A 25,963-nucleotide genomic window follows, 5' to 3' on the forward strand; every position below is an offset into this window, starting at 1 on the left:
CCAGATTGCGCGTGTTCCCGCCGCCAAATCCGGTGTATTCAGTTCCCTAACCCGTCTTTGCAGCCTTTGCCCCGCACCTATGCCGATTTTCAACCAGTCGATCCGGCGCAAGATCGTCGGCATCGCCCTCGGACTCATCGTCCTGATGCTGGTCACCTCGATCCTGTCGATGGTGATGTCGAGCCAGGTCGGCGTCCTCCTTGACGAGCTGACCAATCGCTACATCCCGGCCTATGGCGATCTGGCGCGCGCCAACATCCGTTCGCTGGAGCGATCGGTGGCGCTGCGGCGCATGGTCATGATGAAGATGCAGGAAGCCCCGGACGAGGAGGCGTACGCTGCTCGGCTGAAAGAGTTCGAGGAGGCTGACCGCAAGATCGAGGCGGAGACCTCGGACGCGCGCGGCCACATCAACGCGATCATCGACGACACCAGGACGCCCTCGGACAATGCTGCGCTGGCGCGGATCGACACCCGCATCGAGACCGCCGTCACCGAGCTGCGCCAGGGCATGAACGAGGCGCACGCCAAGCTCCTCAAGCAGATCGATGCCAAGCAGATGCCCGAGGCGCGCGGCACGCTGGAGCATCTCGACGCGCTGCGCGACCAGTTCAACCAGAGGATCGACGGCATTCGTGCCGACATGCTCAAGCAGGTCTATGCCTCGACGTCGACCGTGGTCAGCCACCAGCGGAAGGCGATCATCATCTCCGGCATCGTCACCATCCTCGCGGCGGTGGTCGGATTTGCCTTCGCGCTCCTCGTCTCCAGCGGCATCACGCGACCGGTGCGGCTGTTGCTCGCCGGCACCCGCGAGGTCGAGGCCGGTCGCTTCGACAAGCCCATCACCGTCTCCACCCAAGACGAGATCGGCGAACTCGCCGCCGCCTTCAACCGCATGATCGAGCAGCTCCGGCACAATGAGCGCATCCGCGAGACCTTCGGCCGCTACATCGATCCCAAGGTAGTGCAGGGCCTGATCGACCGGCCGGAGGTCGCCATCGACGGCCAGCGCCGGGTGATGACCATCATGTTCTGCGACATGAGCGGCTTCACCTCGATGAGCGAGGGCATGACCCCGCGCGGCCTCGTCAAGGTGATGAATCACTATTTCACGGTCATGTCCGCTCCCGTGAGGAGCCATCGTGGCGTGATCGACAAATATATCGGCGACGCCATCATGGCCTATTGGGGCCCGCCCTTCATCGAGGAGGACGAGCCGGCGCTGTTCGCCTGCTACGCCGCCATCGAGATGGCAGACCAGGTGCCCGCGCTGCAGAAGCAATTGCCGGACCTGCTCGGCATCCGCGCCATGCCCGGTCCCTGCGACCTGCGCATCGGCATCGCCACCGGCGAGGTCCTGACCGGCAGCATCGGCTCCGAGCTGATGATGAGCTTTACCGTGATGGGCGACGCCGTGAACCTCGCCTCGCGGCTCGAGATGGTCAACAAGGTCTACGGAACCCGAATCCTGATTTCGCAGGCGACCGCGGATGCGATCGGATCGAACCTCGAGCTGCGCGAGATCGATCGCCTCGCAGTGGCCGGCCAGAGCGTACCGCAGGCCATTTTTGAGGTGATGAGCAAGGCGCACGGACTCAGCGTCCCCCAGGAGAGCCTGCGCACGCGCTACAGCGAAGGCCTTGCCGCCTATCGCGCGCAACGTTTCGACGATGCGCGCGCCGCGTTCAATGCGGCGCTCGAAGCCGTCCCGGGCGACGGTCCTTCGCGCACGCTGCTCGCCCGCATCGCGCAGTTCGAGTCCGATCCGCCGGGCGAGGAATGGGACGGCGCATGGCGGTTGGAGCAGAAATAGGTAGCGGCGTCCTCTTCTCGCTACATGCGGCAGCGAAAATTGATGCTACCCCATAACGATGTTCGCCGTGACCTATTTCCCGGGCTTAGGTTCATTGTCCCTTAGGCGTTTGATGGGGACACGCCGATGACAGAACTTGAGGACAGGCTGGAACGGTTCGAGACGCTCACGGCCGAATGCGAGCTGATCGCCAAGCTCGCCACCGACAGCACCAAGCGCGCATTCTATCTGAAACTGTCAGAACAGTACCGCCAACTCGCGGTGGACATGCGGCAGGCGATCGCGACCAAAACTGCGGCCTGATGCCGGCTGCAATCCGTTTTTAATCTTTCGCGCGCATCCTCCGGGAATGCGAGCGTCGGGCTTCCACGGTTGCTCCAGTGGGAATGCCGGGGTCCGTTGCGGTGCGACGTGCCCCGCCGACATCGCTTTGCCGCTTCTACAGGGCAATCCCGTGCGCCTTCTTGCAGTCCTTGGTCTCGCGCTCGCAATGGCAGCCTGCAACCAGGAGCAGGACATTACCGGGTCGACGTCGACCTGCCCGATGCGCAACTACAGCTCGTACAATGCGCGCGACATGAACCAGTGCGTCGCCGCTTGCAAGGCGTGCGACCACGGCACCACGGTCACCTGCACCACCTCCTGCACCCTCAAGGGCGCGCACTGAGCCGTTCGAAGCCGGAGGCCGGCATCGGGAACAGCGAGTCCATTGGCTTCGCTGGGGCGAGGCTGACGGTGCCAAGGCACCGGAACGATTCACATGGGTTAATCATTGAAGGGGCAGGCAGGACGCGGAGTCCGATGGAATGGGTATGCTCGATCCCGGGCGGTTTCTGGTGTCGTGCTCGCAATGCGAGGCCTGGCCGATGGCCGCCAATGTGAAGCGTTCGAGCTGGTCGGCGTCCCCGCATGAGGTTCGCTTCGTGTGCCCGCGCTGCCGCCGCGAGGAGACCGCGATCGTCTCCGCCTCGGGCGAGTTGACGCCGATCCGGCGCGTCGACGTCCCGCCGCGCGACGTTGCTGTGGCCTGGGCTCTGGCGCAGCGTCCGAGAGGCCGGACGTAGCGGCCGGCACATCGCTCGCTTCTGTTTTGGAACCCGGCCGGTCACCGAAGCGTTTCCGCCTCCGATATCAACGCGACTGAGGCCGTGCGAATGATCAGCGAGCATTTCGACACCCGCACCCGCATCAACATGAAGCTGGCACTGGACCGGGTCTGCCGCAATCGCCCCGACGGCGAGGACCATGGCTTCCGCAGATCGGTCGCCGAAAACATCATCCGCTCTGCGCTGGCAGGGCGGACCGGCATCGGCCAGCTCGTCGACGCCGGCGAGCGGGCGATGATCAGGACGCCTGCGGAGAAAGAGCCGGCGTAGCCCGGTCGGTCCGCTTCTCGCGTGCATGTCATGTCGACCCCCTCGGCGCATGTGCTAGGATCGCCAACGGAGATCCATGATGCCTGCCGAGATGCTTTCGCCCGACGTTGATCGTTTCCGCCTTCACCCGGTCGCGCCGCGCCTTGCGCCGATGTTCTGCCTTGCGCTGCTGACCGCGTCATGCGCGCTGGCAAGCTTCGCGCTCGCCTGCGCAACACCGTTTGCCGCGTTGGCCGTCGTGGCGGCCGCGATGTTGCCGCTGCGGCCGGCGCTGCTCGTCGTCACCGGCGCATGGCTGGTGAACCAGAGCATCGGCTTCGGGATGCTGCACTATCCGGTCGATGGCAGCACTCTCGCCTGGGGATTTGTGATCGGTGTCGCTGCGCTGGTTGCGACCGCGGCATCGTTCGCCGTGCTCCGCGCGCTGCCGCAGGGGCGCACGCCGCTGATGCTGGCGAGCACGCTCGCTGTCGCCTACGCGACCTATGAGCTCGTGCTGTTCGCCGCAACGCCGGTTTTAGGTGGAGAGGGCGCCTTCACAGCCGCCACCGTGACGCGGCTTGGGCTCCTCAGCGCAGTCTGGCTCGCCGGCCTCGTCGCCGTCTGCGAGATCGTCCGCTTGGTCGCTCCGTTCGGGCGCAAGGGAGCGATGTCGGCCTGAGCGACCCACTCGTAGCCCGGATGGAGCGAAGCGAAATCCGGGAAAGCTGCCTCGCCGAACGAGCGGTCCCGGATTTCGCTTTCGCTCCATCCGGGCTACGGCACTGGGCTGTGTCCCGGCTGTCAACCGTCATCGTAAGTATATTCCGCTTTACCGAATTCTGATTTGTCGTATGTGTCGCCCATCCCGGCTCATCGGGAGGGCGATCATGTGGTCGTCAGGATGACGGGGTTGGCAATGCGGGCCGCCGACTCAGTTGAGGCGTGTTCGGTTCTTGACGTCTTGTCGGGGTGAGACGACCACGACATAAAATCTCAAATTGTGGATTGTCATCTTCGCGACGGTACCCAAGTAGCTATCTCCGTGTCTTCCCGGTAACGATTGTGCTGTCTACGCCACACCCATTCCGGATTAAACCGTCATCGCCGGCCGTTCGCATCACCGCCGCTTTTTGGCCACACCCGAACATGAATAAAATCGCTCTAAGTTTTTCAGCGGGAGCGGCGGTCCGCGAAGGCGACGGGAAATCCCAAGGTCGATTCAAATCTTGGCTCTGATTTTTCGGGTCTGAAAGGGTTGACCGGGGAAACTGGTTGTATGGACGCGAAGTCTAACATCAAGCAGAGGCTGCCGAGCCGTCACGTGACGGAAGGTCCTGCGCGCGCGCCGCACCGGTCCTACTTCTACGCCATGGGTCTGACCACCGAGCAGATCCACCAGCCTTTCGTCGGCGTCGCCTCGTGCTGGAATGAGGCCGCCCCCTGCAACATCGCTTTGATGCGCCAGGCGCAGGCGGTGAAGAAGGGCGTCGCGTCCGGCGGCGGCACACCGCGCGAGTTCTGCACCATCACCGTCACCGACGGCATTGCCATGGGTCATGACGGCATGCGCTCGTCGCTGCCGTCGCGCGAATGCATCGCCGATTCCGTCGAGCTGACCGTGCGCGGTCACGCCTACGACGCGCTCGTCGGCCTTGCCGGCTGCGACAAGTCGCTGCCCGGCATGATGATGGCGATGGTCCGCCTCAACGTGCCCTCGATCTTCATTTACGGCGGCTCGATTCTGCCCGGCAATTTCCGGGGACAGCAGGTCACCGTGCAGGACATGTTCGAGGCCGTCGGCAAGCACTCGGTCGGTGCCATGTCGGACGAGGACCTCGACGAGATCGAGCGCGTGGCGTGCCCCTCGGCGGGCGCCTGTGGCGCGCAGTTCACCGCCAACACGATGGCAACGGTTTCGGAAGCGATCGGCCTTGCGCTGCCTTACTCTGCCGGTGCCCCGGCGCCCTATGAGATCCGCGACGCCTTCTGCATGACTGCGGGCGAGAAGATCATGGACCTGATCGCCGAGAACATCCGGCCGCGCGACATCGTCACCCGCAAGGCGCTGGAGAATGCCGCCGCCGTCGTCGCAGCCTCCGGCGGCTCGACCAATGCTGCGCTGCACCTGCCGGCGATCGCCCATGAGGCGGGCATTAAGTTTGACTTATTCGACGTCGCCGAAATCTTCAAAAAGACACCTTATGTCGCGGATTTGAAGCCGGGCGGCCGTTATGTCGCCAAAGACATGTTTGAAGTAGGTGGCATACCGCTTCTGATGAAGACGCTGCTCGACAACGGATTTCTCCACGGCGACTGCATTACGGTCACCGGTCGAACGATCGCCGAAAACCTCAAAAGCGTGAAATGGAATCCGCACCAGGACGTGGTGCACCCGGCAGACAAACCCATCACCGTCACGGGGGGTGTGGTCGGTCTGAAGGGCAATTTGGCGCCAGAAGGTGCGATCGTGAAAGTCGCGGGAATGTCCAACCTCAAGTTTACCGGTCCAGCCAGGTGCTTTGACCGCGAGGAGGACGCGTTCGAGGCTGTTCAGAGCCGCACCTACAAGGAAGGCGAAGTCATCGTCATCCGCTACGAGGGCCCCAAGGGCGGCCCCGGCATGCGGGAAATGCTCCAGACCACCGCGGCGCTGACCGGGCAGGGTATGGGCGGCAAGATCGCGCTCATCACCGATGGCCGCTTCTCCGGCGCCACCCGCGGCTTCTGCATCGGCCATGTCGGGCCTGAGGCCGCCATCGGCGGTCCGATCGCGCTGCTCGAGGACGGCGACATCATCGAGATCGACGCGGACGCCGGTACCCTTAACGTAAAATTGAGCGACCAGGAGCTCACCCAGCGCAAAACCAAATGGAGCGCTCGCGCGACTAACCACACGTCGGGTGCGCTCTGGAAATATGCTCAGCAGGTTGGACCAGCGGTCGGGGGGGCTGTGACCCATCCGGGCGGCGCGCACGAGAAACAGTGCTATGCGGACATCTAGGCGTGCCATAGTTGCGTTTGTGTTGGGGGCCAGTGCGCTGGTCGCGCCGGCGCTCGCCTTTGACGGCGCGCCGGTCAACCAGAAGGACGCGACCATCCCCGTCGTGACCACGCTGCCGGGCGCCGCGGGTGCGGTGCGCGGCAAGGTGCCGCCGGCGACCCAGGAAACCTCGCTCAGCGCCCTGCAATATGCCGCCGAGGGCGGTCATCCCATCGCGCAGTGGAAGCTCGGCCGCATGTATGCCAATGGCGACGGCGTCGCCCAGGACGACATGCGGGCGTTCGAATATTTCAGCCGGATCGCCAACGCGCATGCCGAGGACAGCCCGTCGGCGCCGCAGGCACAGGTCGTCGCCAACGCCTTCGTCGCGCTCGGCCGCTACTACCTCAGCGGCATTCCGAACTCGAAGATCAAGGCCGATCCGGAGCGGGCGCGGGAGATGTTCTCCTACGCGGCCTCCTATTTCGGCAACGCGGACGCCCAGTACGACCTCGCTCGGCTGTACTTGAAGACGCCGGACGCCTCGCGCGAGGACTTCCGCTATGGCGCCCGCTGGCTCGGCCTTGCCGCCCAGAAGGGCCAGCATGAGGCCCAGGCGCTGCTCGGCCAGATGCTGTTCAACGGCGACCGCCTGCCGCGGCAGGCCGCGCGCGGCCTGATGTGGCTGACGCTGGCGCGCGACAGCGCCGGTGCCGAGGAGACTTGGATCAAGGAAAGCTACAACCGCGCCTTCGCCAAGGCCTCCGACGACGACCGCGCCATGTGCCTGCAAATGCTGGAACAATGGGTGCAGGGCCGCCGCGAGTAATCACATGACACTGTCGTTCCGGGTTCGATGCTTCGCATCGCCCCGGAATGACCAATCTGACGGTTACGCCGCCTCCAGATCCAGATCCGCCCACACCGGCACGTGGTCCGACGGCTTCTCCCAGCCGCGCACATAGCTGTCGATCCCGACATTGGCGAGCTTGTCGCTGGCCTGCGGCGACAGCAGCAGATGATCGATCCGCAGCCCCTGGTTTTTCTGCCAGGCGCCAGCCTGGTAGTCCCAGAATGTGTACAGCCCCGGCTCGTCGGTGACCGCTCGCAAGGCATCGGTGAGGCCGAGGCCCAGCAGGGACTGAAAACTCTCGCGCGTCTCGGCCTTGAACAGGGCGTCCTCGGTCCAGGCGGCGGGATTGGAGACGTCGCGGGCATGCGGGATGACGTTGAAGTCGCCTGCGAGGATCAGCGGCTCCTCGGTCTTGAGGCGCTCCTTCGAATACTCAAAAAGCCGGGACATCCATTTGAGCTTGTAGGGATATTTGTCGGTCCCGACCGGATTGCCATTGGGCAGATAGAGGCAGGCGATCCGCATCACGCCGGACTTGAGCGTCACCACGCCTTCGAGGAAGCGGGCATGGGAGTCCTCATCGTCGCCGGCGAGCCCCGACTTGGTCTCGTCGAACCGCAGCTTCGAGAGCAGGGCGACGCCGTTGAACGTCTTCTGCCCGTGCGTGACGACGTTGTAGCCCAGAGCCTCGATCTCCAGCCGCGGGAAGGCATCGTCGACGCATTTGATCTCCTGCAGGCAGACGATGTCCGGCTGGCACTCCTTCAGCCAGGTCAGGAGAAGATCGATCCGCTGCCGGACCGAGTTCACGTTCCAGGTGGCAACTCTGATGGGCATTGGGGAAGGGCTCCAGGCAGGGGCCATGGTTAGAACAAAATGCAAACTTGCCCGTCAAGGACGCCGCAAAATATCCCACAAAATTAACCCGGCTTAAGCGGGCCGCAGGCCATTGATACGGAAAAGGTTCCGCTGGAATGGGATGGCCGGACAAGACTTCACAACGCACTGAGCCGCGCGACGGCCTTGTCGGCGCGTTCCTATATTGGCTCGGCGGCTTCGAGATTGAGGATGGTCTGACCGCCGATCTCAGCGAGCGCCAGATCCGCCGTATCCGCGCCAAGCAGATCGACGCCGTGACGCGGCTGATCCCGGTGACGATGGCCGTCACCATGCTCAACGTCGCCATCGTGCTGATCCTGTTCTGGGGCCGGGGCTGGAACGACTTTCTCGCGATCTGGGGCATGACCCTTGCCGTCACCGCCTCGCTTGCGGTGCGGGCCTGGCGGCGGTCGTATCAAAACCCGCCGCAGGAAGCCTCGCCCCGCGCCGCGCGGCAGATGATGCGGCAGGCGTTCTTCCTTGCTGCGATCTGGGGCACGCTGCCGCTCGCCCTGTTCAGCCGCATCGAGCCGACCAGCCAGCTCATCCTCGCCTGTCTGATGGTCGGCATGATGTCGGGCGGCGCCTTCACGCTTTCGACGTTCCCCCGTGCCGGTCTCGTCTATCTCGCCACCATGACGGTCGCCTGCACCGGCGCGCTGCTGCTATGCGGCACCGGGCCCTATCTGGTGACCGCGGTGTTCCTACTGCTGTTCGCGTTCTTCATGGCGCGCAACATCGTCTCGCAGGGCAATCTGTTCCTCGGCAACCTCAAGGCCCAGCTCGAGCTCGAGCGGCAGACCGAGATCATCTCGCTGCTGCTGAAAGACTTTCAGGAGAACGCCAGCGACTGGCTGTGGCAGACCGACGCCGAAGGGCATCTGGTCGACGTGCCCCAACGCTTTGCCGATGTTGCGCAGCTGCCGCTTCCGCTGCTGAAGGGCTCGCATTTCGCCGACGTGCTCGACATGCTTTGCCCCGAGGACAAGACCGCGGCCTACAACGTCGTCGGCCTGATGGAACACAACGAGCCGCTGCACGAGATGAACCTCAAGGTCGTCGCCGGCGGCGAGGCGCGGCTGTGGTCGCTGACGGCAAAGCCCGGCTATGACCGCGACGGCCAGTTCCTCGGCTATCGCGGCTTCGGCCGCGACGTCACCGAGCGCTGGCGCGCAGAAAAGGCCGAGGCCGAGAGCCGCGCCAAGTCGGACTTCCTCGCCGTCATGAGCCACGAGATCCGTACGCCCATGAACGGCGTGCTCGGGCTCGCCAGCATGCTGCTGGAAACGAAACTCGATCCGGAGCAGCGCGAGGCCGTCACCACGATCCGCGAGTCCGGCGACAATCTCCAGCGCATCCTCAACGACATTCTCGATCTCTCCAAGCTGGAAGCCGGCCGCTTCCAGTTCGAGGCGATCGACTTCGCGCCGCAGGCGCTGGCTGAGACGGTTGCGACCGTGGTGCGCGCGAGCGCCAAGAGCAAGGCGCTCACGGTCAAGGTCGAGCTCGATCCGAACCTGCCGCCGACGCTGCGCGGCGACGTCGCGCGCATCCGCCAGGTGCTGCTCAATCTCGCCTCCAACGCGGTGAAGTTCACCGACGAAGGCGAGGTGACGATATCGGCCACCTGCCAAGCGCGGCGCGATCTGCTGGCGACCGTCGAATGGACGGTGACCGACAGCGGCATCGGCATCGCGCCCGAGAAGCTCGGCCAGTTGTTCAGCGATTTCGCCCAGGCCGACGCCTCGATCAGCCGCCGCTTCGGCGGCACCGGCCTCGGCCTTGCGATCTCCCGGCGCATCATCGAGCAGATGGGCGGTACCATCGGCGTCACCTCGGCGCCAGGCGAGGGCTCGACCTTCCGCTTCACGCTGGTGCTGCCTTGGAGCCAGGCGCAGGCCTCCGATGCCACGGCCGGGCGCGATGAGGCAGAGGAGCTGAAAGCCCGCATTGCCGGCCTCGATCGGCCGCTGAGGGTGCTGGTCGCCGAGGACGATGCCGTCAACCGCATGGTCGTGAGCAAGATGTTGGGGGCCTTCGACGTCGAGCTGCGCGTTGTCACCGACGGCGTCGAAGCCGTCGCGGCGGCCTCCGAAGTCGACTACGACGTGGTGCTGATGGACGTGCGCATGCCCGACATGGACGGCCTTGCCGCGACCCGCGCGATCCGTGCGCAGGGCGGCCGCTTCGAGGCGCTGCCGATCGTCGCGCTCACCGCCAACGCCTTCCCCGAAGACGTCAGGATCTGCCGCGAAGCCGGCATGTCCGATTTCCTGGCCAAGCCGCTGCGCAAGCCGGCGCTGATTGAAGCCTTGCTGCGCGCGCTGGACGGCCACCTGGTGTCGGAGGACGCACCGCTTCAACCGGCGCTATTGCCGGGTGACGTGGAGTGGACGGATGAGGAAAGGCAGATCACCGGCGCGTAGCCGGCAAGATCAGATCGAGAAGCTGGTGCCGCAGCCGCAGGACGCCGTCGCGTTGGGATTGTTGACGCGGAACGAGGCGCCGATCAGATCGTCCACGAAATCGACCTGCGATCCCTCAAGGAAGGGCTGCGAGGCGGAATCGACCAGCACCACAGCGTTGTCCTGCTCGATCACGAGATCGTCGTCGGTACGGGCGCGGTCGATGTCGAACTTGTACTGGAAGCCGGAACAGCCGCCGCCCTCGACCGAAATGCGCAGCATCGCGCCTGAGCCTTCGCCCTTGAGGATCTCCCCAATCCGGCGTGCGGCCCGGTCACTGATGGTCACGGCAGTGCTCATTGCTCGTCTCCGATAGTCCCGCGGTCATACCAAGTTCACTTGCCCAATTCATTTGGTAACCCGCGCCTGACATAGTTAAGTGCCACCATACGCAGAATCAAATGGATAGGGACTAAATTCGCCGTGTCCGTCGGAATGGCAGCCCCCCGCGCGCCCTATGCCTGCGACCCCGATCGCAGCCGCGGCCGGCTGGTCGCCGAGCCCCCGAGCCGGACCCGCAGCCCGTTCCGGCGGGATTGCGACCGGGTGATCCATTCCACCGCGTTCCGCCGCCTCAAGTACAAGACCCAGGTGTTCGTGTTCCATGAGGGCGACCACTACCGCACCCGGCTGACCCATTCGCTGGAGGTGGCGCAGATCGCCCGCGCGCTGGCCCGGCAACTCGGGCTGGACGAGGACCTCACCGAGACCCTGGCGCTCGCCCACGATCTCGGTCATCCGCCCTTTGGCCACGCCGGCGAGCGGGCGCTCGACGCCTGTCTGAAGGCGTTCGGCGGCTTCGATCACAATGCCCAGACGCTTCGCGTCGTCGGTTCGCTGGAGCATCGCTATCCCGAGTTCGACGGGCTCAATCTGACCTGGGAGTCGCTGGAGGGCATCGTCAAGCACAACGGCCCGCTGACCGATCGCAGCGGCGCGCCGGTCGGGCGCTATCGCGAGCATGGCGTTCCCGTGGGCATTGCCGACTACATCAAGGTCTACGATCTCGAACTGTGGAGCTTCGCCTCGCTCGAAGCCCAGGTCGCCGCGATCGCCGACGACATCGCCTATGACGCCCACGACATCGATGACGGCCTGCGCGCGGGACTGTTCGACCTCGACGATCTCAAGGTCATGCCGCTGACCGCGGAGATCATCGCCGGGATCGCCGCCCATTATCCCGATCTCGAAGACGTCAGGCGCGGCGCCGAGCTGGTGCGCGAGCTGATCTCGCACCTGATCGGCGCGGTTTTCGCCGAGGCGCAGAAGAACCTCGCCGCGACCAGGCCGCAATCGGCCCAGGACGTACGCCAGCAGAGTCGGGCGCTGATCGCCTTTCCCGCGGAGGTCGCGGAGGAGGAGGCTGCCATCAAGGGCTTCCTGTACCAGCACATGTACCGTCACAAGCGGGTGATGCGCGTGATGGGGGAGGCCGAGCAGATCCTGTTCGACCTGTTCGCGAAATACCTGAAATCCCCGGCCGAGCTGCCGCCGGAATGGCTGCTCGGGGCGGAGACGGATGACGAGGGCGACCGGGCCCGCCGGATCGGCAATTTCATTGCCGGAATGACCGACCGTTTCGCCCTGACCGAGCACCAGCGGCTTTTTGACTCGACCCCGGATTTGCGTTAGGCGGCGGCCATGCCCCAGACATCCTCATCCCTGCATCTGTTCGCTGACGTGCTCGCACGCGTGCACGCCGCCTGCCGCGCGCTCGCGGCGGATTCCGGCTGGCCCGAGGGCATCGATTTCTCGCGCGTGGTGGTCGAGCCGCCGCGCGATGCCTCCCATGGCGACATGGCGACCAACGCCGCGATGGTGCTTGCGAAAGAGGCAAAGGCGAAGCCCCGCGATCTCGCCGAGCAGATCGCCGAGCGGCTGCGTGCCGACGCGCTGATCGCCAAGGTCGACGTCGCCGGTCCCGGCTTCATCAATCTGACGCTGAAGCCGGCCGCCTGGGCCGAGGCGCTACGGACAGTGCTGCGTGAGGGTGCCGACTACGGTCGCGTCCACGGCGGCTCCAAGGTCAATGTCGAATACGTCTCGGCCAACCCGACCGGGCCGATGCATGTCGGCCATTGCCGCGGCGCCGTGTTCGGCGACGCGCTGGCGAGCCTGCTCCAGTTCGGCGGCCACGACGTCACCCGCGAATACTACATCAACGACGCTGGCGCCCAAGTCGACGTGCTCGCGCGCTCCGCGTTCCTGAGGTATCGCGAGGCGCTCGGCGAGGATATCGGCGCGATCCCGGAAGGGCTCTATCCCGGCGACTATATGAAGCCGGTGGGCGCCGCGCTTGCGAAGGAGCATGGCGACAAGCTGCTCGCGAAGAGCGAGGCCGAATGGCTGCCGACCGTGCGCGCCAAGGCGATCGCGATGATGATGGACGAGATCAAGGACGATCTCGCCGCCCTCAACATCCGCCACGACGTGTTCTTCTCCGAACGTTCGCTGATCGAGACCGGCAACAACAAGGTTGCCGAGACCATCGATTTCCTGAAGGCCAAGGGCGACATCTATGAGGGGCGCCTGCCGCCGCCGAAGGGCGCGCCAGTGGAGGACTGGGAAGACCGCGAGCAACTGCTGTTCAAGGCGACCGCTTACGGCGACGATGTCGATCGTCCGCTGATCAAGTCGGACAATTCCTACACCTATTTCGCCTCCGACATCGCCTACCACAAGAACAAGTTCGACCGCGGTTTTGCGGAGATGATCGACGTCTGGGGCGCCGATCATGGCGGCTACATCAAGCGGATGCAGGCAGCGGTGAAGGCGACGACCTCGGGCAAGGGATCGCTCGACGTCAAGATCGTCCAGCTCGTGAAGCTGCTGCGCAACGGCGAGCCTGTGAAAATGTCGAAGCGGAGCGGGGACTTCGTCACCTTGCGTGAGGTGGTGGATGAAGTCGGCCATGACGCCGTCCGCTTCATGATGCTTTACCGGAAGAACGACGCGGTGCTCGACTTCGACCTCGCCAAGGTCATGGAACAGTCGCGCGACAATCCGGTGTTCTATGTCCAGTACGGCCATGCCCGCGGCCACTCGATCTTCCGCAACGCGCGGGCCGAGGTGTTCCCGAATCTCCCCGAAGATGCCGGCGAGCGCATCGCCTGGCTCAGCGAGTCGGCCGTGGAGCGGCTGTCGGACCCCGTGGAACTCGATCTTCTTAAGCGCCTCGCAATTTATCCGCGCATGCTGGAAGCTGCCGCCGCGGCCCATGAGCCGCACCGAATTGCCTTCTATCTCTATGACTTAGCGAGCGAATTTCACGCACTTTGGACGAAGGGGCGCGATTTGCCCTATTTACGCTTCATTATCAATAATGATGCAGATCTTACAAAGGCGCGATTGGCAATGGTCCAGGGCGTCGTCTCTGTCCTGGCATCGGGCCTCGCCATCCTCGGCGTCCATGCTCCGGACGAGATGCGGTAGTTTGGGGCGAACTACTTAATGGGAATTCGGGGGTAACCGGCAGAAGCCGGATCGCTTAGACTTGGTTGAAAGCCTTGTGGGTCGAAAGCCGTGCCTTGGTCGAGGGGCGCGCGGCTTTCCCGAAGGGACGCATCATCACGATGGCCGAACGATATCACGACAGACCGTTTCCTTCCGATGACTATGGTCGCGACGGCGATCAGCATGGGAAGGCGGATAACGATCCGTTGGCCGAGCTCGCCCGCCTGATCGGACAGACCGATCCGTTCGCTGCGCAGGGCCGGCCCGCCGCGCGCCCGCCGGCAGCCCCCGCCCAGAGCTATCAGGACGACGGCTACGGTCAGGACGATTATCGGCAGGACTACGCCGAGCCGGCTCCGTCGCCTCCGCCCGGGCCGCCGTCATGGATGCGCCGCGCCAACGTGCAGCCGCAGCCGGCACCCGCGCCGGAGCCGGACTATCCCGTTTCTGCCAGTCCGGTTCATCCGTTGCATCGCTATTCCGCTCAGCCGGCCGCGCCCGAGCCTGATTTTCATCAGCCGCAGGCTTATCAGGATCACGCTTACCAGGATCAGGCTTATCAGGCTCAAGCCTACCAGCAGGACCAGGCCTACCAGGAGCCGCATCAGCAGCCCGATCCGTCGCGCTACGACGATGCACTCTATGGCCGCCTGGAGACCGGCGAGCAGGACTTTCAGCGAGATCCGGCCTATCCGGACGACCCCTACGCATTCCAGAGCGACTATCCCGAGGCCGACCTCGACGAACCGAAGAAGCAGCGCGGCGGCATGATGACGGTCGCGGCGATCCTTGCGCTTGCGGTGGTCGGCACCGGCGCGGCCTTCGCCTACAAGACCTATGTGGGCTCGCCCCGCAGCGGCGAGCCGCCGATCATCAAGGCCGACAACACCCCGACGAAGATCGTGCCGGCGCCGACGGATTCCTCGGCAAAGGTGCCGGATCGCATGGTCACCGGTGACGGCACCGAGAAGATCGTGCCGCGCGAGGAGGCGCCTGTCGACGTCAACGCCAGGGCGGGCGGTCCTCGCGTGGTGTTCCCGCCACTGAACCAGAATGCGAATCCGCCGTCGGTGGCGAGCGTGTCGCCGTCTGCGGTGCCGCCGTCGAGCGCCGGGGCGACCCCGAGCAACGGCACGCTGCCGAACAATTCACCGCGCCCGATCAGGACCGTGGCCGTGAAGGGTGATCAGACCGACAGCGCCACGCCGCAATCGGCCGCTGCCAAGCAGACGGCGGCGGCGCCGAAGCCTGTTGCCGCGCCCGCCGCACCGGCTGCGCCGCGCAATCCGCCGACCTCGGCCAATGCCAGCGCCAACCAGCCGATGTCTTTGGCGCCGCAATCGGTACCGGCGGCCGAGCCGCCGCAGCGGATGGCTGCGACCAATCCGACACAGATCGCGCCGGCGAGCAGCGGTGGTAGCGGCTTCATCGTGCAGGTCTCCTCGCAGCAGAATGAGGACAGCGCCGCCGCGTCCTACCGTGTGCTTCAGGGCAAGTACGGTAGCGTGCTCGGGTCACGTTCGCCGGTGATCAAACGGGTCGATCTCACCGACAAGGGCAAGGGCATCGTCTACCGCGCCTTCGCCGGCCCCTATGGTTCGCTCGAAGAAGCGACGCATGCCTGCAACAGCCTGAAGTCTGCAGGTCTCCCGACCTGCTTCGTCCAGAGGAATTAACGGCCGTTTCCTTGACCCCCTCGCGGGTCAGGGTTAATCGGCCGTTATGAGCACGCGGGCCTTCATTACCGGCGTATCCGGAACGGAACTGACCGCCGCCGAGCGGGCGTTTATTCGTGCCGAACGCCCATGGGGCTTCATCCTGTTCAAGCGCAATGTCGCGACCCCGGCGCAAGTTGCTGCATTGGTTGCAGAATTGCGGGCGGTTGCAGGAGCCTCCGACGCACCGGTCCTGATCGACCAGGAGGGCGGACGGGTGGCGCGGCTGGGCCCGCCGCACTGGCCGGTCTATCCGCCGGGGGCCGTATTCGCGACTTTGTACGACACTGATTCGGCGCTCGGGCTCACCGCGGCGCGGCTCAGTGCCCGGCTGATCGCGGCCGATCTCGCCGATCTCGGCATTACCGTCGATTGCTTGCCGTTGGCTGACGTGCCGGTGCCTGGCGCCGACGCCGTGATCGGGAACCGGGCCTATGGCACCTCACCGGGCAAGGTCGCAGCGATCGCCCGCGCGGTCACCGAGGGGCTGGAGCAGGGTGGGGTGCTGCCGGTGCTCAAGCACATCCCCGGCCATGGGCGCGCCACCGCGGACACGCATTTCAAGCTGCCGACAGTTGATACGCCGATGGACGAGCTCGATCGGACCGACTTCGCCGCGTTCAAGCCGCTGGCGGATCTGCCGATGGCCATGACTGCACATGTTGTGTTTAGCGCCGTCGACCCCGCCCATCCGGCGACGACATCTGCGACAATGATTGCTCAGGTGATTCGCGGCGCAATCGGGTTCCAGGGTTTGTTAATGAGTGATGACGTGTCGATGAACGCGCTGGCGGGCAGCATCGCCGAGCGGACCCGCGCCATCTTCGCGGCCGGTTGCGACGTGGCTCTGCATTGCAACGGCAACCTCGAGGAAATGCGCGAGGTTGCCGGCCAGACACCTGAACTGTCGGGGAGGGCGCTGGAGCGGGCGAACGCCGCGCTCGCAGCGCGCAAGCCGCCGCAGCCGTTCGACCGCGTGGCCGCACGCACTGAGCTGGACGCATTGATCGCACGGGCAAACACGGCATCCGCATGACCGCAGAAATCCTATCGTTTGAAACCGGGCGGCCCGCAGAGCTCGCCGAGGGTGAGCCGGCGTTGGTGGTGGACGTCGAGGGCTATGAAGGCCCGCTCGATTTGCTGCTCGCACTGGCGCGGCAGCAGAAGGTCGATCTCGCCAAGATCTCGATCCTGGCGCTGGCCGACCAGTATCTCCACTTCATCGAAGCCGCGCGAAAGATCCGGCTGGAGCTCGCTGCCGACTATCTGGTCATGGCCGCCTGGCTCGCCTTCCTGAAATCGCGCCTGCTGCTGCCGGAGCCGCCGAGCGCGGAAGGGCCGAGCGCCGAGCAGATGGCGACTGCACTCGCCAACCGGCTGCGCCGTCTGGAAGCCATTCGCGAAGCCGCCAACCGGCTGATGAACCGGCCGCAATTGCAGCGTGACATCTTCCCGCGCGGCGAGCCCGAGCAGATCGCGGAGATCAAGCATCCGAAATACACCGCAACGCTCTACGACCTGCTCACCGCCTACGCCTCGCAGCGGCAGTCGCGCGTGCTCGCAAGCGTGCATCTGGCCAAGCGCACCGTGTGGTCGCTTGCGGAAGCGCGCGCCACGCTGGAGCGGCTGGTCGGCAGCATTACCGAACAGGACGATTGGGGCGTTCTCGACGACTTCCTGATCCGGCACGTCGCCGATCCCACGCAGCGCGCGACGGTGTTCGCCTCGAGCTTCGCCGCTGCGCTCGAGCTGGTGCGCGAGGGTCAGCTCGAGCTGAACCAGAAAGAGGCGTTTGCGCCGATCTATTTCCGTAAGGGGCGCCCTAAGCCGGTTCCGGACGCAGCTCCTGCGCCCGACGCGCCGGTCGCTTAAGTGCAAGAAGGAGAGTCTGTCATGGCAAGCCTGGCTGAAGTGCGGGTAGAAGAGGCCGAGCCGATGGAGAACGAGACCCAGGCACGTCCCGAAGAGCTACGGCTGCTGGAAGCGCTGCTGTTTGCTTCGAATGAACCGCTGGATACGGCAACGCTGGCCAAGCGCATGCCTGACGGCGTGGACGTCAAGGCCGCGCTCGAGCAGCTCCAGGCCGACTACGCCTCGCGCGGCGTCAATCTCGTGCGGGTCGCCAACAAATGGACCTTCCGCACTGCCGGCGATCTCGCCTGGTTGATGACGCGCGAGAGCACCGAGACCCGGCGCCTGTCGCGCGCCGCGATCGAGGTGCTGGCCATCATCGCCTATCACCAGCCGGTGACGCGTGCCGAGATCGAGGAGATCCGCGGCGTCGTCACCTCGAAAGGCACGCTCGACGTGCTCTTGGAGACCGGCTGGATCAAGCCGCGCGGCCGTCGCAAGACGCCGGGCCGTCCGCTCACCTTCGGAACCACCGAGGACTTCCTGTCGCAGTTCACCCTGGAACAGCTCGGCGACTTGCCGGGCCTGGAAGAGCTGAAGGGCACGGGCCTGCTGGATTCGCGCCTGCCGACCGGCTTCAGCGTGCCGACGCCGTCGGACGATCCGGCGCTGCGTGAGGACGAGGATCCGCTGGAACCGGGCGAGGATCTGGATTTGGCGTTGGCGCCTGCGGTCGAGCCTGAGACGCCGCCGGAAGGCAGTAATCAGGGTGGCGAGGGCGGGAGCGAGGAGTAATCCTCCGGGCTTCGACGGGCCCCCTGCGACCAGTTAACACTAGCAAGATTACGTAGCGCCAACAGCGAATTGGCGCTGCCTTGGTCCTTGTTTTTAAGGCCCGCCAAGCCTACTTTCCGGTCAAGATCGGCCGGGTCCCCGGCCATGCGCGTTTGGAGGGTTGCAGGATGGGTTCACTCAGCATTTGGCACTGGATCTTGGTGATCGCAGTGGTCCTGCTGCTGTTCGGCCGCGGCAAGATTTCGGATCTGATGGGCGACGTGGCGCAGGGCATCAAGGCGTTCAAGAAGGGCATGCAGGACGACGACAAGCCTGCCGAGAAGCCCGAGCCGGCCAAGTCCATCGAGCACAACGCTGCGCCGACCGCGGCACGGTCCGACGTCGGCAGCAAGGCCGTCTGAGCCAGAGAGCACGCGAGACGCGGGTAGCGGCCCGATCCTGCGCGCAAGGGATTGGGCCGGTTGCGGCTTCGCGTGAACGGAAGACCTCATGTTCGACATCGGGTGGAGTGAACTGGTCCTCATCGGGGTCGTGGCCCTGATCGCCATCGGCCCGAAAGAGCTGCCGGGCGTGCTGCGCATGGTCGGACAATGGATGGGCAAGGCCCGCAAGATGGCTGCCGAATTCCAGGGCCAGTTCCAGGAGGCGATGCGCGAGGCCGAGATGGCCGACCTCAAGAAGAGCTTCGACGAGGTCAAGGAAGCCGCCACGGGATTCAATCCGCTGACCTCGCTCCAGAAGGACGTCAGCGACGCACTGCGCGTCGATGCGCTGGACAAGCCGGCGGAAACCTCCGCGACGAGTGCTGCCGAAACGCCGGCGACTTCAAGTGAAGCGCCGGCGACTTCAATCGAAGCGCCGGTCAAACCAACCACTCCGGAAGCGCCGACGCCCGAGACCTTCGTCGAAGCCGAGGCGCATGCGGCCGTGAACGAGCCGCTCGCCATCACCCGTGAAGTCGAGCAGGCAAAGGTCGCGCAGGACACCGCGCCATCCGAAGCGATCAAGGACGCCAAAGCGTCATGACCGACGCCGACATCGAAGCCAGCAAAGCCCCTCTGATGGACCACCTGATCGAGCTGCGCTCGCGGCTGATCAAGGCGCTGCTCGGCTTTGGCGTGGCCTTCATCTTCTGCTTCTTCTTCGCCAAGCAGATCTACAACGTGCTGGTCTGGCCATTCGTGTGGGTCGCAGGGCCCGAGAACTCCAAGTTCATCTACACGGCGCTGCTGGAATATTTCATCACGCAGCTCAAGCTCGCGCTGTTCGGCGCCGGCTTCATCTCGTTCCCGATCGTCGCGACGCAGATCTACAAATTCGTGGCGCCCGGGCTCTACAAGCACGAGAAGCAGGCCTTTTTGCCATATCTGGTCGCGACCCCGTTCTTCTTCGTGCTGGGCGCGGCGCTGGTCTATTTCGTCGTGCTGCCGATGCTGGTGCGCTTCTCGCTCGGCATGCAGCAGGCCGGCAGCGACGAGACCGCGCAGATCCAGCTTCTGCCCAAGGTCGGAGAATATCTGTCGCTGATGATGTCGCTGATCTTCGCCTTCGGCATCGCCTTCCAGCTCCCGGTGATCCTGACGCTGCTCGGCCGCATCGGCATCGTCACCTCGAAAATGCTGCGCGAGAAGCGCCGCTACTTCATCGTGATCGCCTTCGTGATCGCGGCCGTGCTGACGCCGCCCGACGTGCTCAGCCAGTGCTCGCTCGCGATCCCCTTGCTGGCGCTCTACGAGGGTTCGATCATCGCGGTCGGGATGGTGGAGAAGAAGGCGGCGGCCTCGCAGGCCGCCACCGGCACCGACGTGTCGACGCCGGCGAAACCCGCCGAGTAGGGCGCTCCGATCTCCGCTGTCATTCCCCGCCTTGTGCGCAATTGCGCACTGGAGCGGGGAATCCAGTACGCCGCGGCCTCTCGAGAAATCACTGCTGTCTCTGGAATACTGGATCATCCGCCTTCGCGGATGATGACAGCTGTGCTAGGGGAAGCGCGCCAATGCAACTTACAACGTTTGCCGTTGTATGTTTACGCGCTGATCCAGGACCACGGCCATGCACGACATCAAATCGATCCGCGACAATCCGCAAGCCTTCGACGCCGGTCTTGCCCGGCGGGGCCTGAAGCCGTTGTCGGGCTCGCTGCTGGCGATCGACGAGAGGCGGCGCGCGGCGATCCTGGCCTCGGAGCAGGCCCAGGCACGGCGCAATGCGGCCTCGAAGGAAATCGGCGACGCCAAGAAGGCCAAGGACGAGGCGCGCGCAGCCAAGCTGATGGCCGAGGTGGCCGAGCTGAAGACCACGATGCCGGAGCTCGAGGCCGCCGCGAGGGCCGCCGACGAGGAGCTGACCAAAGAGCTGTCCGCGATCCCGAACATTCCGTTCGACGAGGTGCCCGATGGTGTGGACGAGCACGGCAACGTGCAGCATCACGTCTTCGGCAACAAGCGCAGCTACAGCTTTGCGCCGAAGCTGCATGACGATCTCGGCACCGCGCTCGGCTACATGGATTTCGAGGCGGCGGCAAAACTCTCTGGCGCGCGCTTCGTCGTGCTGAAGAAGGGGCTGGCGCGACTCGAACGCGCCATCGGCCAGTTCATGCTCGATTTGCACACGACCGAGCACGGCTACACCGAGATCAACCCGCCGCTGCTGGTGCGCAACGAGGTGATGTTCGGCACGGGGCAATTGCCGAAATTCGAGGACGATCAGTTCTGGGCGATCAAGGGCGAGCTGCTCGCTTCGCCAGACCATGAGCGGCTGAAGACCGAGCGCCTCGGCCTCATTCCGACCGCGGAGGTCTCGCTCACCAACCTCGCGCGCGAATCCATTCTCGACGAGAAGCAATTGCCTATGCGGCTCACGGCGCTGACGCCGTGTTTCCGCGCCGAGGCGGGCGCTGCGGGCCGCGACACCCGTGGCATGATCCGCCAGCACCAGTTCACCAAGGTCGAACTGGTCTCGATCACGACGCCGGAGACCAGCAAGGACGAGCTGGAGCGGATGCTGTCCTGCGCCGAGCAGGTGTTGCAGAAGCTCGACCTGCATTATCGCGTGATGACGCTCTGCGCAGGAGATATGGGATTTTCGTCGCAGAAAACCTATGACATCGAGGTCTGGATGCCCGGGCAGGGCGACGGCGGCATGTTCCGCGAGATCTCGAGCTGCTCGGTCTGCGGCGACTTCCAGGCACGCCGCATGGATGCGCGCTCGCGCGGGCCCGACGGCAAGCCGCGCTTCGTGCACACGCTGAACGGCTCCGGCACCGCGGTCGGCCGCGCGCTGATCGCCGTGATGGAGACCTATCAGCAGGAGGACGGCTCGATCGCGGTCCCCAGCGTGCTCCAGCCCTATATGGGCGGCTTGAAGGTGGTCGCGCGCGAGTAATCGCGTTGCCCGTCTGAAACGAGAGAAACGTTTGGTTGCGAAGATCGGGCGGCCGGTTATCCTGCCGGCCACCCGTCAATGCGAAACTCCCGTTCATGGCCTTGCACCGCGATATCTTCTGGGTCGGCAGACAATGGGCGGTGACAGGTGCCGGCATCCAGGCCGTCGACCAGCGTTTGCGCGGTGTGCTCGACATCGAGATCGCGCGGCTCTGGGACGATGATCTCGTGCAGAGCTGGCGGGCCAAGCCCGGCGTGAATGCCGCTGACTTCGACAAGGCGCTGACAGTCGCACGCGAGCGTTTTCCGCAGACACCGGACCCGATCATTGCGCAACTGGCGGCGCTCGGCGTGGTCGAGGCGCCCGTCGTAAGCCCGGCCCTGCCTGCGATGCAACTGCGTGCCGAGGGACGGCTGGCGCGCTTCCTGCCGCAATGGCGCGTCCGTCGGTAACGGGACAAGCCCGGGAACCTGGCCGGCCCCGAAATTGTCCTGGTTTGCCTGATCGGCCAGAGCCGGATAAGACGGCTCGGAACCCGCTTTCTGGAATCGACCTTTCATATGCGCATTCTCTGCACCAATGACGACGGCATTCACGCTCCCGGCCTCAAGGTCGTGGAGGAGATCGCGCGTGCCTTGTCCGACGACGTCTGGGTGGTGGCGCCCGAGCTCGACCAGTCCGGCGTGTCGCATTCGCTGTCGCTGAACGATCCGCTGCGCCTGCGCGAGGTTGGTCCGCGGCACTTTGCCGTGCGCGGCACCCCGACCGACTGCGTCATCATGGGGGCGCGGCACATCCTCGGCACCAAGCCGCCCGATGTCGTGCTGTCCGGCGTCAACAAGGGCCGCAACGTCGCCGAGGACGTGGTCTATTCCGGCACCATCGCCGGCGCGCTGGAAGGCACCATCCTGGGGCTGCCGTCGTTTGCGCTGTCGCAGGAATTCAGCGTCGAGACCCGCGAACGGCCGCTGTGGGACTCCGCGCGGAAATTCGGTCCCGACATCCTGCGCAAGGTGATCGCCGCAGGCATCCCGAAGGACACCGTCATCAACGTCAACTTCCCGTCCTGCGCGCCGGAAGAAGTGCTCGGCATTCGCGTGACGCGGCAGGGCAAGCGCAATCTCGGTTTCTTGCGGATCGACGAGCGCAGGGACGGGCGCAACAACCCCTATTTCTGGATCGGCTTCGAGCGCGCGGCGATGATGGATACGCCGGCCGATGGCACCGATCTCGCCGCGCTGCGCGATCGCTATGTCTCGGTCACGCCGCTCAGGCTCGATCGCACCAACGAAGCGTTCTCGGAGGCGTTGAGCGCGACGTTGAAGTAGCGGTTCGCGACGAACCTGTAGCCCGGATGGAGCACAGCGTAATCCGGGGCCGTCGTCGCTCGTGGCGGAAGATCCCGGATTGCGCGTCGCTTCAACCGGGCTACGGAAATCTGCTAGCCGCCGCGTAGCGCGGCTTCGATGGTCTTGCCGAGCGCGTCGAGCTGGAACGGCTTCTGCAGCGCCGGCCGGTCTCGATACTGCTCGGGCAGGCCCGAGGAGCCGTAGCCGGTGGCGAAGATGAAGGGACAGCCTTTCGCCTTGATGACATCGGCGACCGGCGAGATGACCTTGCCGTTGACGTTGACGTCGAGGATGGCGATGTCGAACTCGGTGGCCTGGGCGAGCCGCATGGCCTCGGTGATATCGCCGGCTTCGGCTGCGACCTTGTAGCCGAGCTCTTCGAGCATGTCCGCGACCATCATCCTGATCATCACCTCGTCCTCGACGAGGAATACAGAGCGGCCCGAAAGCCCTGTCGCAGTCATTGTCGGTGAGTCCTTGCCCATTTGCGAAAACGTTCGCAGATAACGCGAATCGACGCAATGCGCGTTTCGGCGAACGAGCGCGTTAAAATGGCCTTGGCGTCCAGACCGCTGCAGGCCAATTTGTGGTCAAATACTGCAGCAAAAGGTTATCATGGGTTCCGGGGCAGGAACAAGATTCTCGCCCGGGCCTTGAGCTCTGCAAGCGACGATCCGGACCTGACGAGACGATACAAGCAGCGATGACTCCCAATCAGCATCCGCCGGAAAAGATGATGTTTCAGCTCACGCTGAGGCGTCGGGGCATCAGCGATCAGGCGGTGCTGAGGACCATGGAGGAGGTGCCGCGCGAGCTTTTCGTCGATGAGGCCGATCGCGAGGGGGCCTATCGCGATAGCGCGCTGCCGATCGCGTGCGGGCAGACCATCAGCCAGCCCTTCGTCGTCGCCTACATGACCGAGCAGCTCCAGCTCCAGAAGCGGCACCGCGTGCTCGAGATCGGCGCGGGCTCCGGCTATCAGGCCGCGGTACTGTCGCGGCTCGCAGGCCAGGTGCTGACCGTCGAGCGCTATCGCAAGCTGGCCGATGCGGCACGCGCCAGGCTCGAAAAGCTCGATTGTCACAATGTCGAGGTGATGCTCGGCGATGGCCTCAACCTGCCGCCCAATATCGGCCCGTTCGACCGCATCATCGTCACCGCCGCGGTGGAGCAGCTTCCGGAGAACCTGGTCGAGCGGCTCGATGTCGGTGGCATCCTGATCGCGCCGGTCGGACCGCATCAGGGCGTGCAGACGCTGATCCGCCTGACCCGGACCGAGGCCGGGATCGAGCGCAAGGAACTCGTCGAGGTCCGCTTCGTGCCGGCACTGCCCGGCGTGGCGCGAGAGCTGTAGAATTCCGGATTGGCTGTTCCGCCAACATCTTATTGGGAGGGTTAAGCCGTTATTTACTCGGCGCGTGTTTACTTAAAACACCAGTTCTGTTGCGTACGAGTGAGTAACCATGTCTGTCGTCGCCGAGTTGCTTTACTCGCGCCGCGTGCCGCAGGTCGCGGTGCTGGCGCTGATCTCCTTCAGCTTCGCAGGGTGCAGTGCCGACATGTCGTCGCGGCTGTCCCAATCGAATTTCTCCAACCCCTTCGCGTCCGATCAGACCGGTTCGGTGCAGCAGGCGCCGCCGCCGCAGCAGCCGCGTGAGCTGCCGCAATATGCGCGGCCGCAGACGCAACCCGGTTCCTATCAGTCGCAGCCCTTGCCGCCGCCGGCGGTGTCCGCACCGCAATCCTATCCCGTCACTTCGGGCGGCGGCGTGTCCGGAGGCGGCCGCGGCGTCAGCTCCTATGCGCCCCCGGCGCAGCCGCACCTGGAGACCACGGCCACTGTGCCGCCGCGCTCGGTCGCAGCCGCACAGCCGGCGGGTGGAACCAAGATCATCGTCGGCACCAGCGACACGCTGGACGTGCTGGCCAAACGCTATCACGTGACGTCGCAGGCGATCCTCGCCGCCAATGGCTACAAGGGACCGCGCGCGCTCTCGCCCGGTCAGCAGCTGATCATCCCGCATCCGGCCACGGCCGCTGCACCCGCGCCTGCGATGGCTCCTGTCGCCGCGGCTCCGGCGATGGCGCCTGCTGGCAAGCCGGTTGCTGCCGTCGCTGCGCCTCCGAGCAGTCATTTCGTCAATCGCGGCGACACGCTCGCCAGCATCGCGCGCAAGAACCATATCTCCGCGGCCGAGCTCGCCCGCGCCAACGGCCTCGATGCCTCGGCAAAGCTCAAGCTCGGCACCAAGCTGACTGTGCCCGGTGCCAAGACCGCCGCCCTCGCGGCGCCGGTTGCTGCGGCTCCGGTCGGCGCTGCTCCGGTTGCGGGTACGCTTCAGCCGGTCGCGGCTGCTCCCGCGCCCGCCACCAAGATGGCCGCAGTGGCTGCGCCCGTGCAGAGCGCCCGCTTGGCGCAGGCCACGGCGAATGTCGAAGAGAAGCCCGCCGAGATGCCGGCGAAGGCTGCGGAAGCCACCGGCGCGCTGCCGACCTTCCGCTGGCCGGTGCGCGGCAAGGTGGTCACGACCTACGGCGCCAAGACCAACGGCAAGTCCAACGACGGCATCAATCTCGCGGTGCCCGAGGGTACGCCGGTCAAGGCAGCTGAAGACGGCGTCGTCGCCTATTCCGGCAACGAGCTGAAGGGTTACGGCAATCTGGTCCTGGTTCGGCACTCCAACGGCTACGTCACCGCATATGCCCATGCGAGTGAGCTGTTGGTGAAGCGCGGCGATACCATCAAGCGCGGTCAGGTCATTGCCAAGTCGGGTCAATCCGGTGAGGTGGCGTCGCCGCAGCTCCACTTCGAGATCCGCAAGGGATCGAGCCCGGTTGACCCGCTTCAATTCCTGAACGGAGCGTGAGGCGCGGGCCCGAGAAGTCGGACGCGCAATCATCACGAATGTGCTGTCATCGCCCGCCTTGTGCGCATTGCGCACTCGAGCGGGCGATCCAGTATTCCAGAGGCGGCGGTCGCCAGGCCCAGAAGTTGCCTCGAACCATGGCGTACTGAGTCTTTTGCGACCGGAAAATCAAATTTCGAAGAACAACCCCATGCAAAG

At 65.0% G+C, this 25,963-nt stretch carries 26 protein-coding genes; 23 read left to right on the top strand and 3 right to left on the bottom strand.

The window, feature by feature from the left end; genetic code table 11:
- The first annotated feature begins 79 nt into the window (after positions 1–79).
- The 8 genes from IQ16_RS17480 (at position 80) to IQ16_RS17510 (ending at position 6,983) form a co-directional block, all read left to right on the top strand.
- Positions 80–1,816 carry an adenylate/guanylate cyclase domain-containing protein gene (locus IQ16_RS17480; RefSeq protein WP_018642223.1) on the top strand — a complete coding sequence of 579 codons (1,737 nt, stop codon included), beginning with the start codon at positions 80–82 and terminating at the stop codon, positions 1,814–1,816.
- A 126-nt stretch (positions 1,817–1,942) separates the two neighbouring features.
- Entirely contained in the window at positions 1,943–2,119 is a 177-nt protein-coding gene (locus IQ16_RS45655; protein ID WP_018642221.1) for a hypothetical protein, read from the top strand.
- A 151-nt stretch (positions 2,120–2,270) separates the two neighbouring features.
- A complete protein-coding gene (locus IQ16_RS17485) occupies positions 2,271–2,483 on the top strand; it encodes a hypothetical protein (protein WP_026311873.1) in 213 nt (70 codons plus the stop codon).
- Between the two features lie 139 nt (positions 2,484–2,622).
- Positions 2,623–2,880 (top strand): hypothetical protein, encoded by a 258-nt coding sequence (locus IQ16_RS17490; protein WP_018642217.1) that lies wholly within the window; start codon positions 2,623–2,625, stop codon positions 2,878–2,880.
- Between the two features lie 90 nt (positions 2,881–2,970).
- Entirely contained in the window at positions 2,971–3,192 is a 222-nt protein-coding gene (locus tag IQ16_RS17495; RefSeq protein WP_018642215.1) for a hypothetical protein, read from the top strand.
- A gap of 76 nt (positions 3,193–3,268) precedes the next feature.
- Positions 3,269–3,853, top strand: a complete 585-nt coding sequence (locus IQ16_RS17500) for a hypothetical protein (RefSeq protein WP_018642213.1) — start codon at positions 3,269–3,271, stop codon at positions 3,851–3,853.
- A 597-nt stretch (positions 3,854–4,450) separates the two neighbouring features.
- Positions 4,451–6,175, top strand: coding sequence for a dihydroxy-acid dehydratase (ilvD, locus tag IQ16_RS17505; protein ID WP_018642211.1), 1,725 nt, complete (start codon positions 4,451–4,453; stop codon positions 6,173–6,175).
- Complete coding sequence (locus tag IQ16_RS17510) at positions 6,162–6,983, top strand: tetratricopeptide repeat protein (RefSeq protein WP_018642210.1); 822 nt, start codon at positions 6,162–6,164, stop codon at positions 6,981–6,983. The genes ilvD and IQ16_RS17510 overlap by 14 nt, the downstream gene beginning before the upstream one ends.
- A gap of 63 nt (positions 6,984–7,046) precedes the next feature.
- Here the strand turns inward: IQ16_RS17510 and xth are convergent, their stop codons facing one another.
- Entirely contained in the window at positions 7,047–7,844 is a 798-nt protein-coding gene (gene xth, locus IQ16_RS17515; protein WP_018642208.1) for an exodeoxyribonuclease III, read from the bottom strand.
- 137 nt (positions 7,845–7,981) lie between these two features.
- Here xth and IQ16_RS17520 point away from each other — a divergent pair, with 137 nt between their 5' ends.
- Positions 7,982–10,312 carry an ATP-binding protein gene (locus IQ16_RS17520; protein WP_018642206.1) on the top strand — a complete coding sequence of 777 codons (2,331 nt, stop codon included), beginning with the start codon at positions 7,982–7,984 and terminating at the stop codon, positions 10,310–10,312.
- Positions 10,313–10,321: 9 nt separating this feature from the next.
- Here the strand turns inward: IQ16_RS17520 and erpA are convergent, their stop codons facing one another.
- Positions 10,322–10,651 carry an iron-sulfur cluster insertion protein ErpA gene (gene erpA / locus IQ16_RS17525; RefSeq protein ID WP_018642205.1) on the bottom strand — a complete coding sequence of 110 codons (330 nt, stop codon included), beginning with the start codon at positions 10,649–10,651 and terminating at the stop codon, positions 10,322–10,324.
- A gap of 123 nt (positions 10,652–10,774) precedes the next feature.
- Here erpA and IQ16_RS17530 point away from each other — a divergent pair, with 123 nt between their 5' ends.
- The 12 genes from IQ16_RS17530 (at position 10,775) to surE (ending at position 22,877) form a co-directional block, all read left to right on the top strand.
- Complete coding sequence (locus IQ16_RS17530) at positions 10,775–11,983, top strand: deoxyguanosinetriphosphate triphosphohydrolase (protein WP_018642204.1); 1,209 nt, start codon at positions 10,775–10,777, stop codon at positions 11,981–11,983.
- Positions 11,984–11,992: 9 nt separating this feature from the next.
- Entirely contained in the window at positions 11,993–13,783 is a 1,791-nt protein-coding gene (argS, locus tag IQ16_RS17535; RefSeq protein ID WP_158646937.1) for an arginine--tRNA ligase, read from the top strand.
- Between the two features lie 140 nt (positions 13,784–13,923).
- Complete coding sequence (locus IQ16_RS17545; RefSeq protein WP_026311870.1) at positions 13,924–15,480, top strand: SPOR domain-containing protein; 1,557 nt, start codon at positions 13,924–13,926, stop codon at positions 15,478–15,480.
- A 46-nt stretch (positions 15,481–15,526) separates the two neighbouring features.
- Complete coding sequence (nagZ, locus tag IQ16_RS17550) at positions 15,527–16,555, top strand: beta-N-acetylhexosaminidase (protein ID WP_018642201.1); 1,029 nt, start codon at positions 15,527–15,529, stop codon at positions 16,553–16,555.
- A complete protein-coding gene (locus tag IQ16_RS17555) occupies positions 16,552–17,391 on the top strand; it encodes a segregation and condensation protein A (RefSeq protein ID WP_018642200.1) in 840 nt (279 codons plus the stop codon). The genes nagZ and IQ16_RS17555 overlap by 4 nt, the downstream gene beginning before the upstream one ends.
- 21 nt (positions 17,392–17,412) lie before the next feature.
- Positions 17,413–18,165 (top strand): SMC-Scp complex subunit ScpB, encoded by a 753-nt coding sequence (scpB, locus tag IQ16_RS17560; RefSeq protein WP_026311869.1) that lies wholly within the window; start codon positions 17,413–17,415, stop codon positions 18,163–18,165.
- 167 nt (positions 18,166–18,332) lie between these two features.
- On the top strand, positions 18,333–18,566 hold the full coding sequence (locus IQ16_RS17565; RefSeq protein WP_018642198.1) for a twin-arginine translocase TatA/TatE family subunit: 234 nt from the start codon (positions 18,333–18,335) through the stop codon (positions 18,564–18,566).
- An 88-nt stretch (positions 18,567–18,654) separates the two neighbouring features.
- The gene (gene tatB / locus IQ16_RS17570; protein ID WP_145831634.1) at positions 18,655–19,191 is read left to right on the top strand and encodes a Sec-independent protein translocase protein TatB; all 537 of its coding nucleotides are present in this window, start codon (positions 18,655–18,657) and stop codon (positions 19,189–19,191) included.
- Positions 19,188–20,000 carry a twin-arginine translocase subunit TatC gene (gene tatC, locus IQ16_RS17575; protein WP_018642196.1) on the top strand — a complete coding sequence of 271 codons (813 nt, stop codon included), beginning with the start codon at positions 19,188–19,190 and terminating at the stop codon, positions 19,998–20,000. The genes tatB and tatC overlap by 4 nt, the downstream gene beginning before the upstream one ends.
- A 217-nt stretch (positions 20,001–20,217) precedes the next feature.
- Positions 20,218–21,549: a serine--tRNA ligase gene (gene serS, locus IQ16_RS17580; protein ID WP_018642195.1), complete on the top strand. Its 1,332-nt coding sequence runs from the start codon at positions 20,218–20,220 to the stop codon at positions 21,547–21,549.
- A 95-nt stretch (positions 21,550–21,644) separates the two neighbouring features.
- Positions 21,645–22,001, top strand: coding sequence for a hypothetical protein (locus tag IQ16_RS17585; protein ID WP_018642194.1), 357 nt, complete (start codon positions 21,645–21,647; stop codon positions 21,999–22,001).
- Between the two features lie 108 nt (positions 22,002–22,109).
- The gene (gene surE / locus IQ16_RS17590) at positions 22,110–22,877 is read left to right on the top strand and encodes a 5'/3'-nucleotidase SurE (RefSeq protein WP_018642193.1); all 768 of its coding nucleotides are present in this window, start codon (positions 22,110–22,112) and stop codon (positions 22,875–22,877) included.
- 113 nt (positions 22,878–22,990) lie between these two features.
- Here the strand turns inward: surE and IQ16_RS17595 are convergent, their stop codons facing one another.
- Positions 22,991–23,362: a response regulator gene (locus IQ16_RS17595; RefSeq protein WP_008547195.1), complete on the bottom strand. Its 372-nt coding sequence runs from the start codon at positions 23,360–23,362 to the stop codon at positions 22,991–22,993.
- A 239-nt stretch (positions 23,363–23,601) separates the two neighbouring features.
- Between IQ16_RS17595 and IQ16_RS17600 the strand changes: the two genes are divergently transcribed.
- Both IQ16_RS17600 and IQ16_RS17605 read left to right on the top strand, forming a co-directional pair.
- Complete coding sequence (locus IQ16_RS17600; protein WP_018642191.1) at positions 23,602–24,252, top strand: protein-L-isoaspartate(D-aspartate) O-methyltransferase; 651 nt, start codon at positions 23,602–23,604, stop codon at positions 24,250–24,252.
- Between the two features lie 109 nt (positions 24,253–24,361).
- Positions 24,362–25,765, top strand: a complete 1,404-nt coding sequence (locus IQ16_RS17605) for a peptidoglycan DD-metalloendopeptidase family protein (protein ID WP_018642190.1) — start codon at positions 24,362–24,364, stop codon at positions 25,763–25,765.
- Positions 25,766–25,963: the final 198 nt, after the last annotated feature.

The sequence above is a fragment of the Bradyrhizobium huanghuaihaiense genome (assembly GCF_007830635.1).
In the GTDB taxonomy this organism is placed as follows: Bacteria; Pseudomonadota; Alphaproteobacteria; order Rhizobiales; family Xanthobacteraceae; genus Bradyrhizobium; species Bradyrhizobium huanghuaihaiense.

Bases quoted from the DNA above. Each gene is read 5' to 3' on its own strand.
- surE (WP_018642193.1), top strand. From the start codon at position 22,110: ATGCGCATTCTCTGCACCAATGACGACGGCATTCACGCTCCCGGCCTC.
- tatC (WP_018642196.1), top strand. From the start codon at position 19,188: ATGACCGACGCCGACATCGAAGCCAGCAAAGCCCCTCTGATGGACCAC.
- tatB (WP_145831634.1), top strand. From the start codon at position 18,655: ATGTTCGACATCGGGTGGAGTGAACTGGTCCTCATCGGGGTCGTGGCC.
- IQ16_RS17595 (WP_008547195.1), bottom strand. From the start codon at position 23,362: ATGACTGCGACAGGGCTTTCGGGCCGCTCTGTATTCCTCGTCGAGGAC.
- IQ16_RS17605 (WP_018642190.1), top strand. From the start codon at position 24,362: ATGTCTGTCGTCGCCGAGTTGCTTTACTCGCGCCGCGTGCCGCAGGTC.
- argS (WP_158646937.1), top strand. From the start codon at position 11,993: ATGCCCCAGACATCCTCATCCCTGCATCTGTTCGCTGACGTGCTCGCA.
- IQ16_RS17500 (WP_018642213.1), top strand. From the start codon at position 3,269: ATGATGCCTGCCGAGATGCTTTCGCCCGACGTTGATCGTTTCCGCCTT.
- IQ16_RS17585 (WP_018642194.1), top strand. From the start codon at position 21,645: ATGGCCTTGCACCGCGATATCTTCTGGGTCGGCAGACAATGGGCGGTG.
- xth (WP_018642208.1), bottom strand. From the start codon at position 7,844: ATGCCCATCAGAGTTGCCACCTGGAACGTGAACTCGGTCCGGCAGCGG.
- IQ16_RS17510 (WP_018642210.1), top strand. From the start codon at position 6,162: ATGCGGACATCTAGGCGTGCCATAGTTGCGTTTGTGTTGGGGGCCAGT.
- IQ16_RS17600 (WP_018642191.1), top strand. From the start codon at position 23,602: ATGACTCCCAATCAGCATCCGCCGGAAAAGATGATGTTTCAGCTCACG.
- serS (WP_018642195.1), top strand. From the start codon at position 20,218: ATGCACGACATCAAATCGATCCGCGACAATCCGCAAGCCTTCGACGCC.
- ilvD (WP_018642211.1), top strand. From the start codon at position 4,451: ATGGACGCGAAGTCTAACATCAAGCAGAGGCTGCCGAGCCGTCACGTG.
- IQ16_RS17565 (WP_018642198.1), top strand. From the start codon at position 18,333: ATGGGTTCACTCAGCATTTGGCACTGGATCTTGGTGATCGCAGTGGTC.
- IQ16_RS17495 (WP_018642215.1), top strand. From the start codon at position 2,971: ATGATCAGCGAGCATTTCGACACCCGCACCCGCATCAACATGAAGCTG.
- erpA (WP_018642205.1), bottom strand. From the start codon at position 10,651: ATGAGCACTGCCGTGACCATCAGTGACCGGGCCGCACGCCGGATTGGG.
- IQ16_RS17480 (WP_018642223.1), top strand. From the start codon at position 80: ATGCCGATTTTCAACCAGTCGATCCGGCGCAAGATCGTCGGCATCGCC.
- IQ16_RS17555 (WP_018642200.1), top strand. From the start codon at position 16,552: ATGACCGCAGAAATCCTATCGTTTGAAACCGGGCGGCCCGCAGAGCTC.
- IQ16_RS17490 (WP_018642217.1), top strand. From the start codon at position 2,623: ATGGGTATGCTCGATCCCGGGCGGTTTCTGGTGTCGTGCTCGCAATGC.
- IQ16_RS17520 (WP_018642206.1), top strand. From the start codon at position 7,982: ATGGGATGGCCGGACAAGACTTCACAACGCACTGAGCCGCGCGACGGC.
- IQ16_RS17545 (WP_026311870.1), top strand. From the start codon at position 13,924: ATGGCCGAACGATATCACGACAGACCGTTTCCTTCCGATGACTATGGT.
- IQ16_RS45655 (WP_018642221.1), top strand. From the start codon at position 1,943: ATGACAGAACTTGAGGACAGGCTGGAACGGTTCGAGACGCTCACGGCC.
- nagZ (WP_018642201.1), top strand. From the start codon at position 15,527: ATGAGCACGCGGGCCTTCATTACCGGCGTATCCGGAACGGAACTGACC.
- scpB (WP_026311869.1), top strand. From the start codon at position 17,413: ATGGCAAGCCTGGCTGAAGTGCGGGTAGAAGAGGCCGAGCCGATGGAG.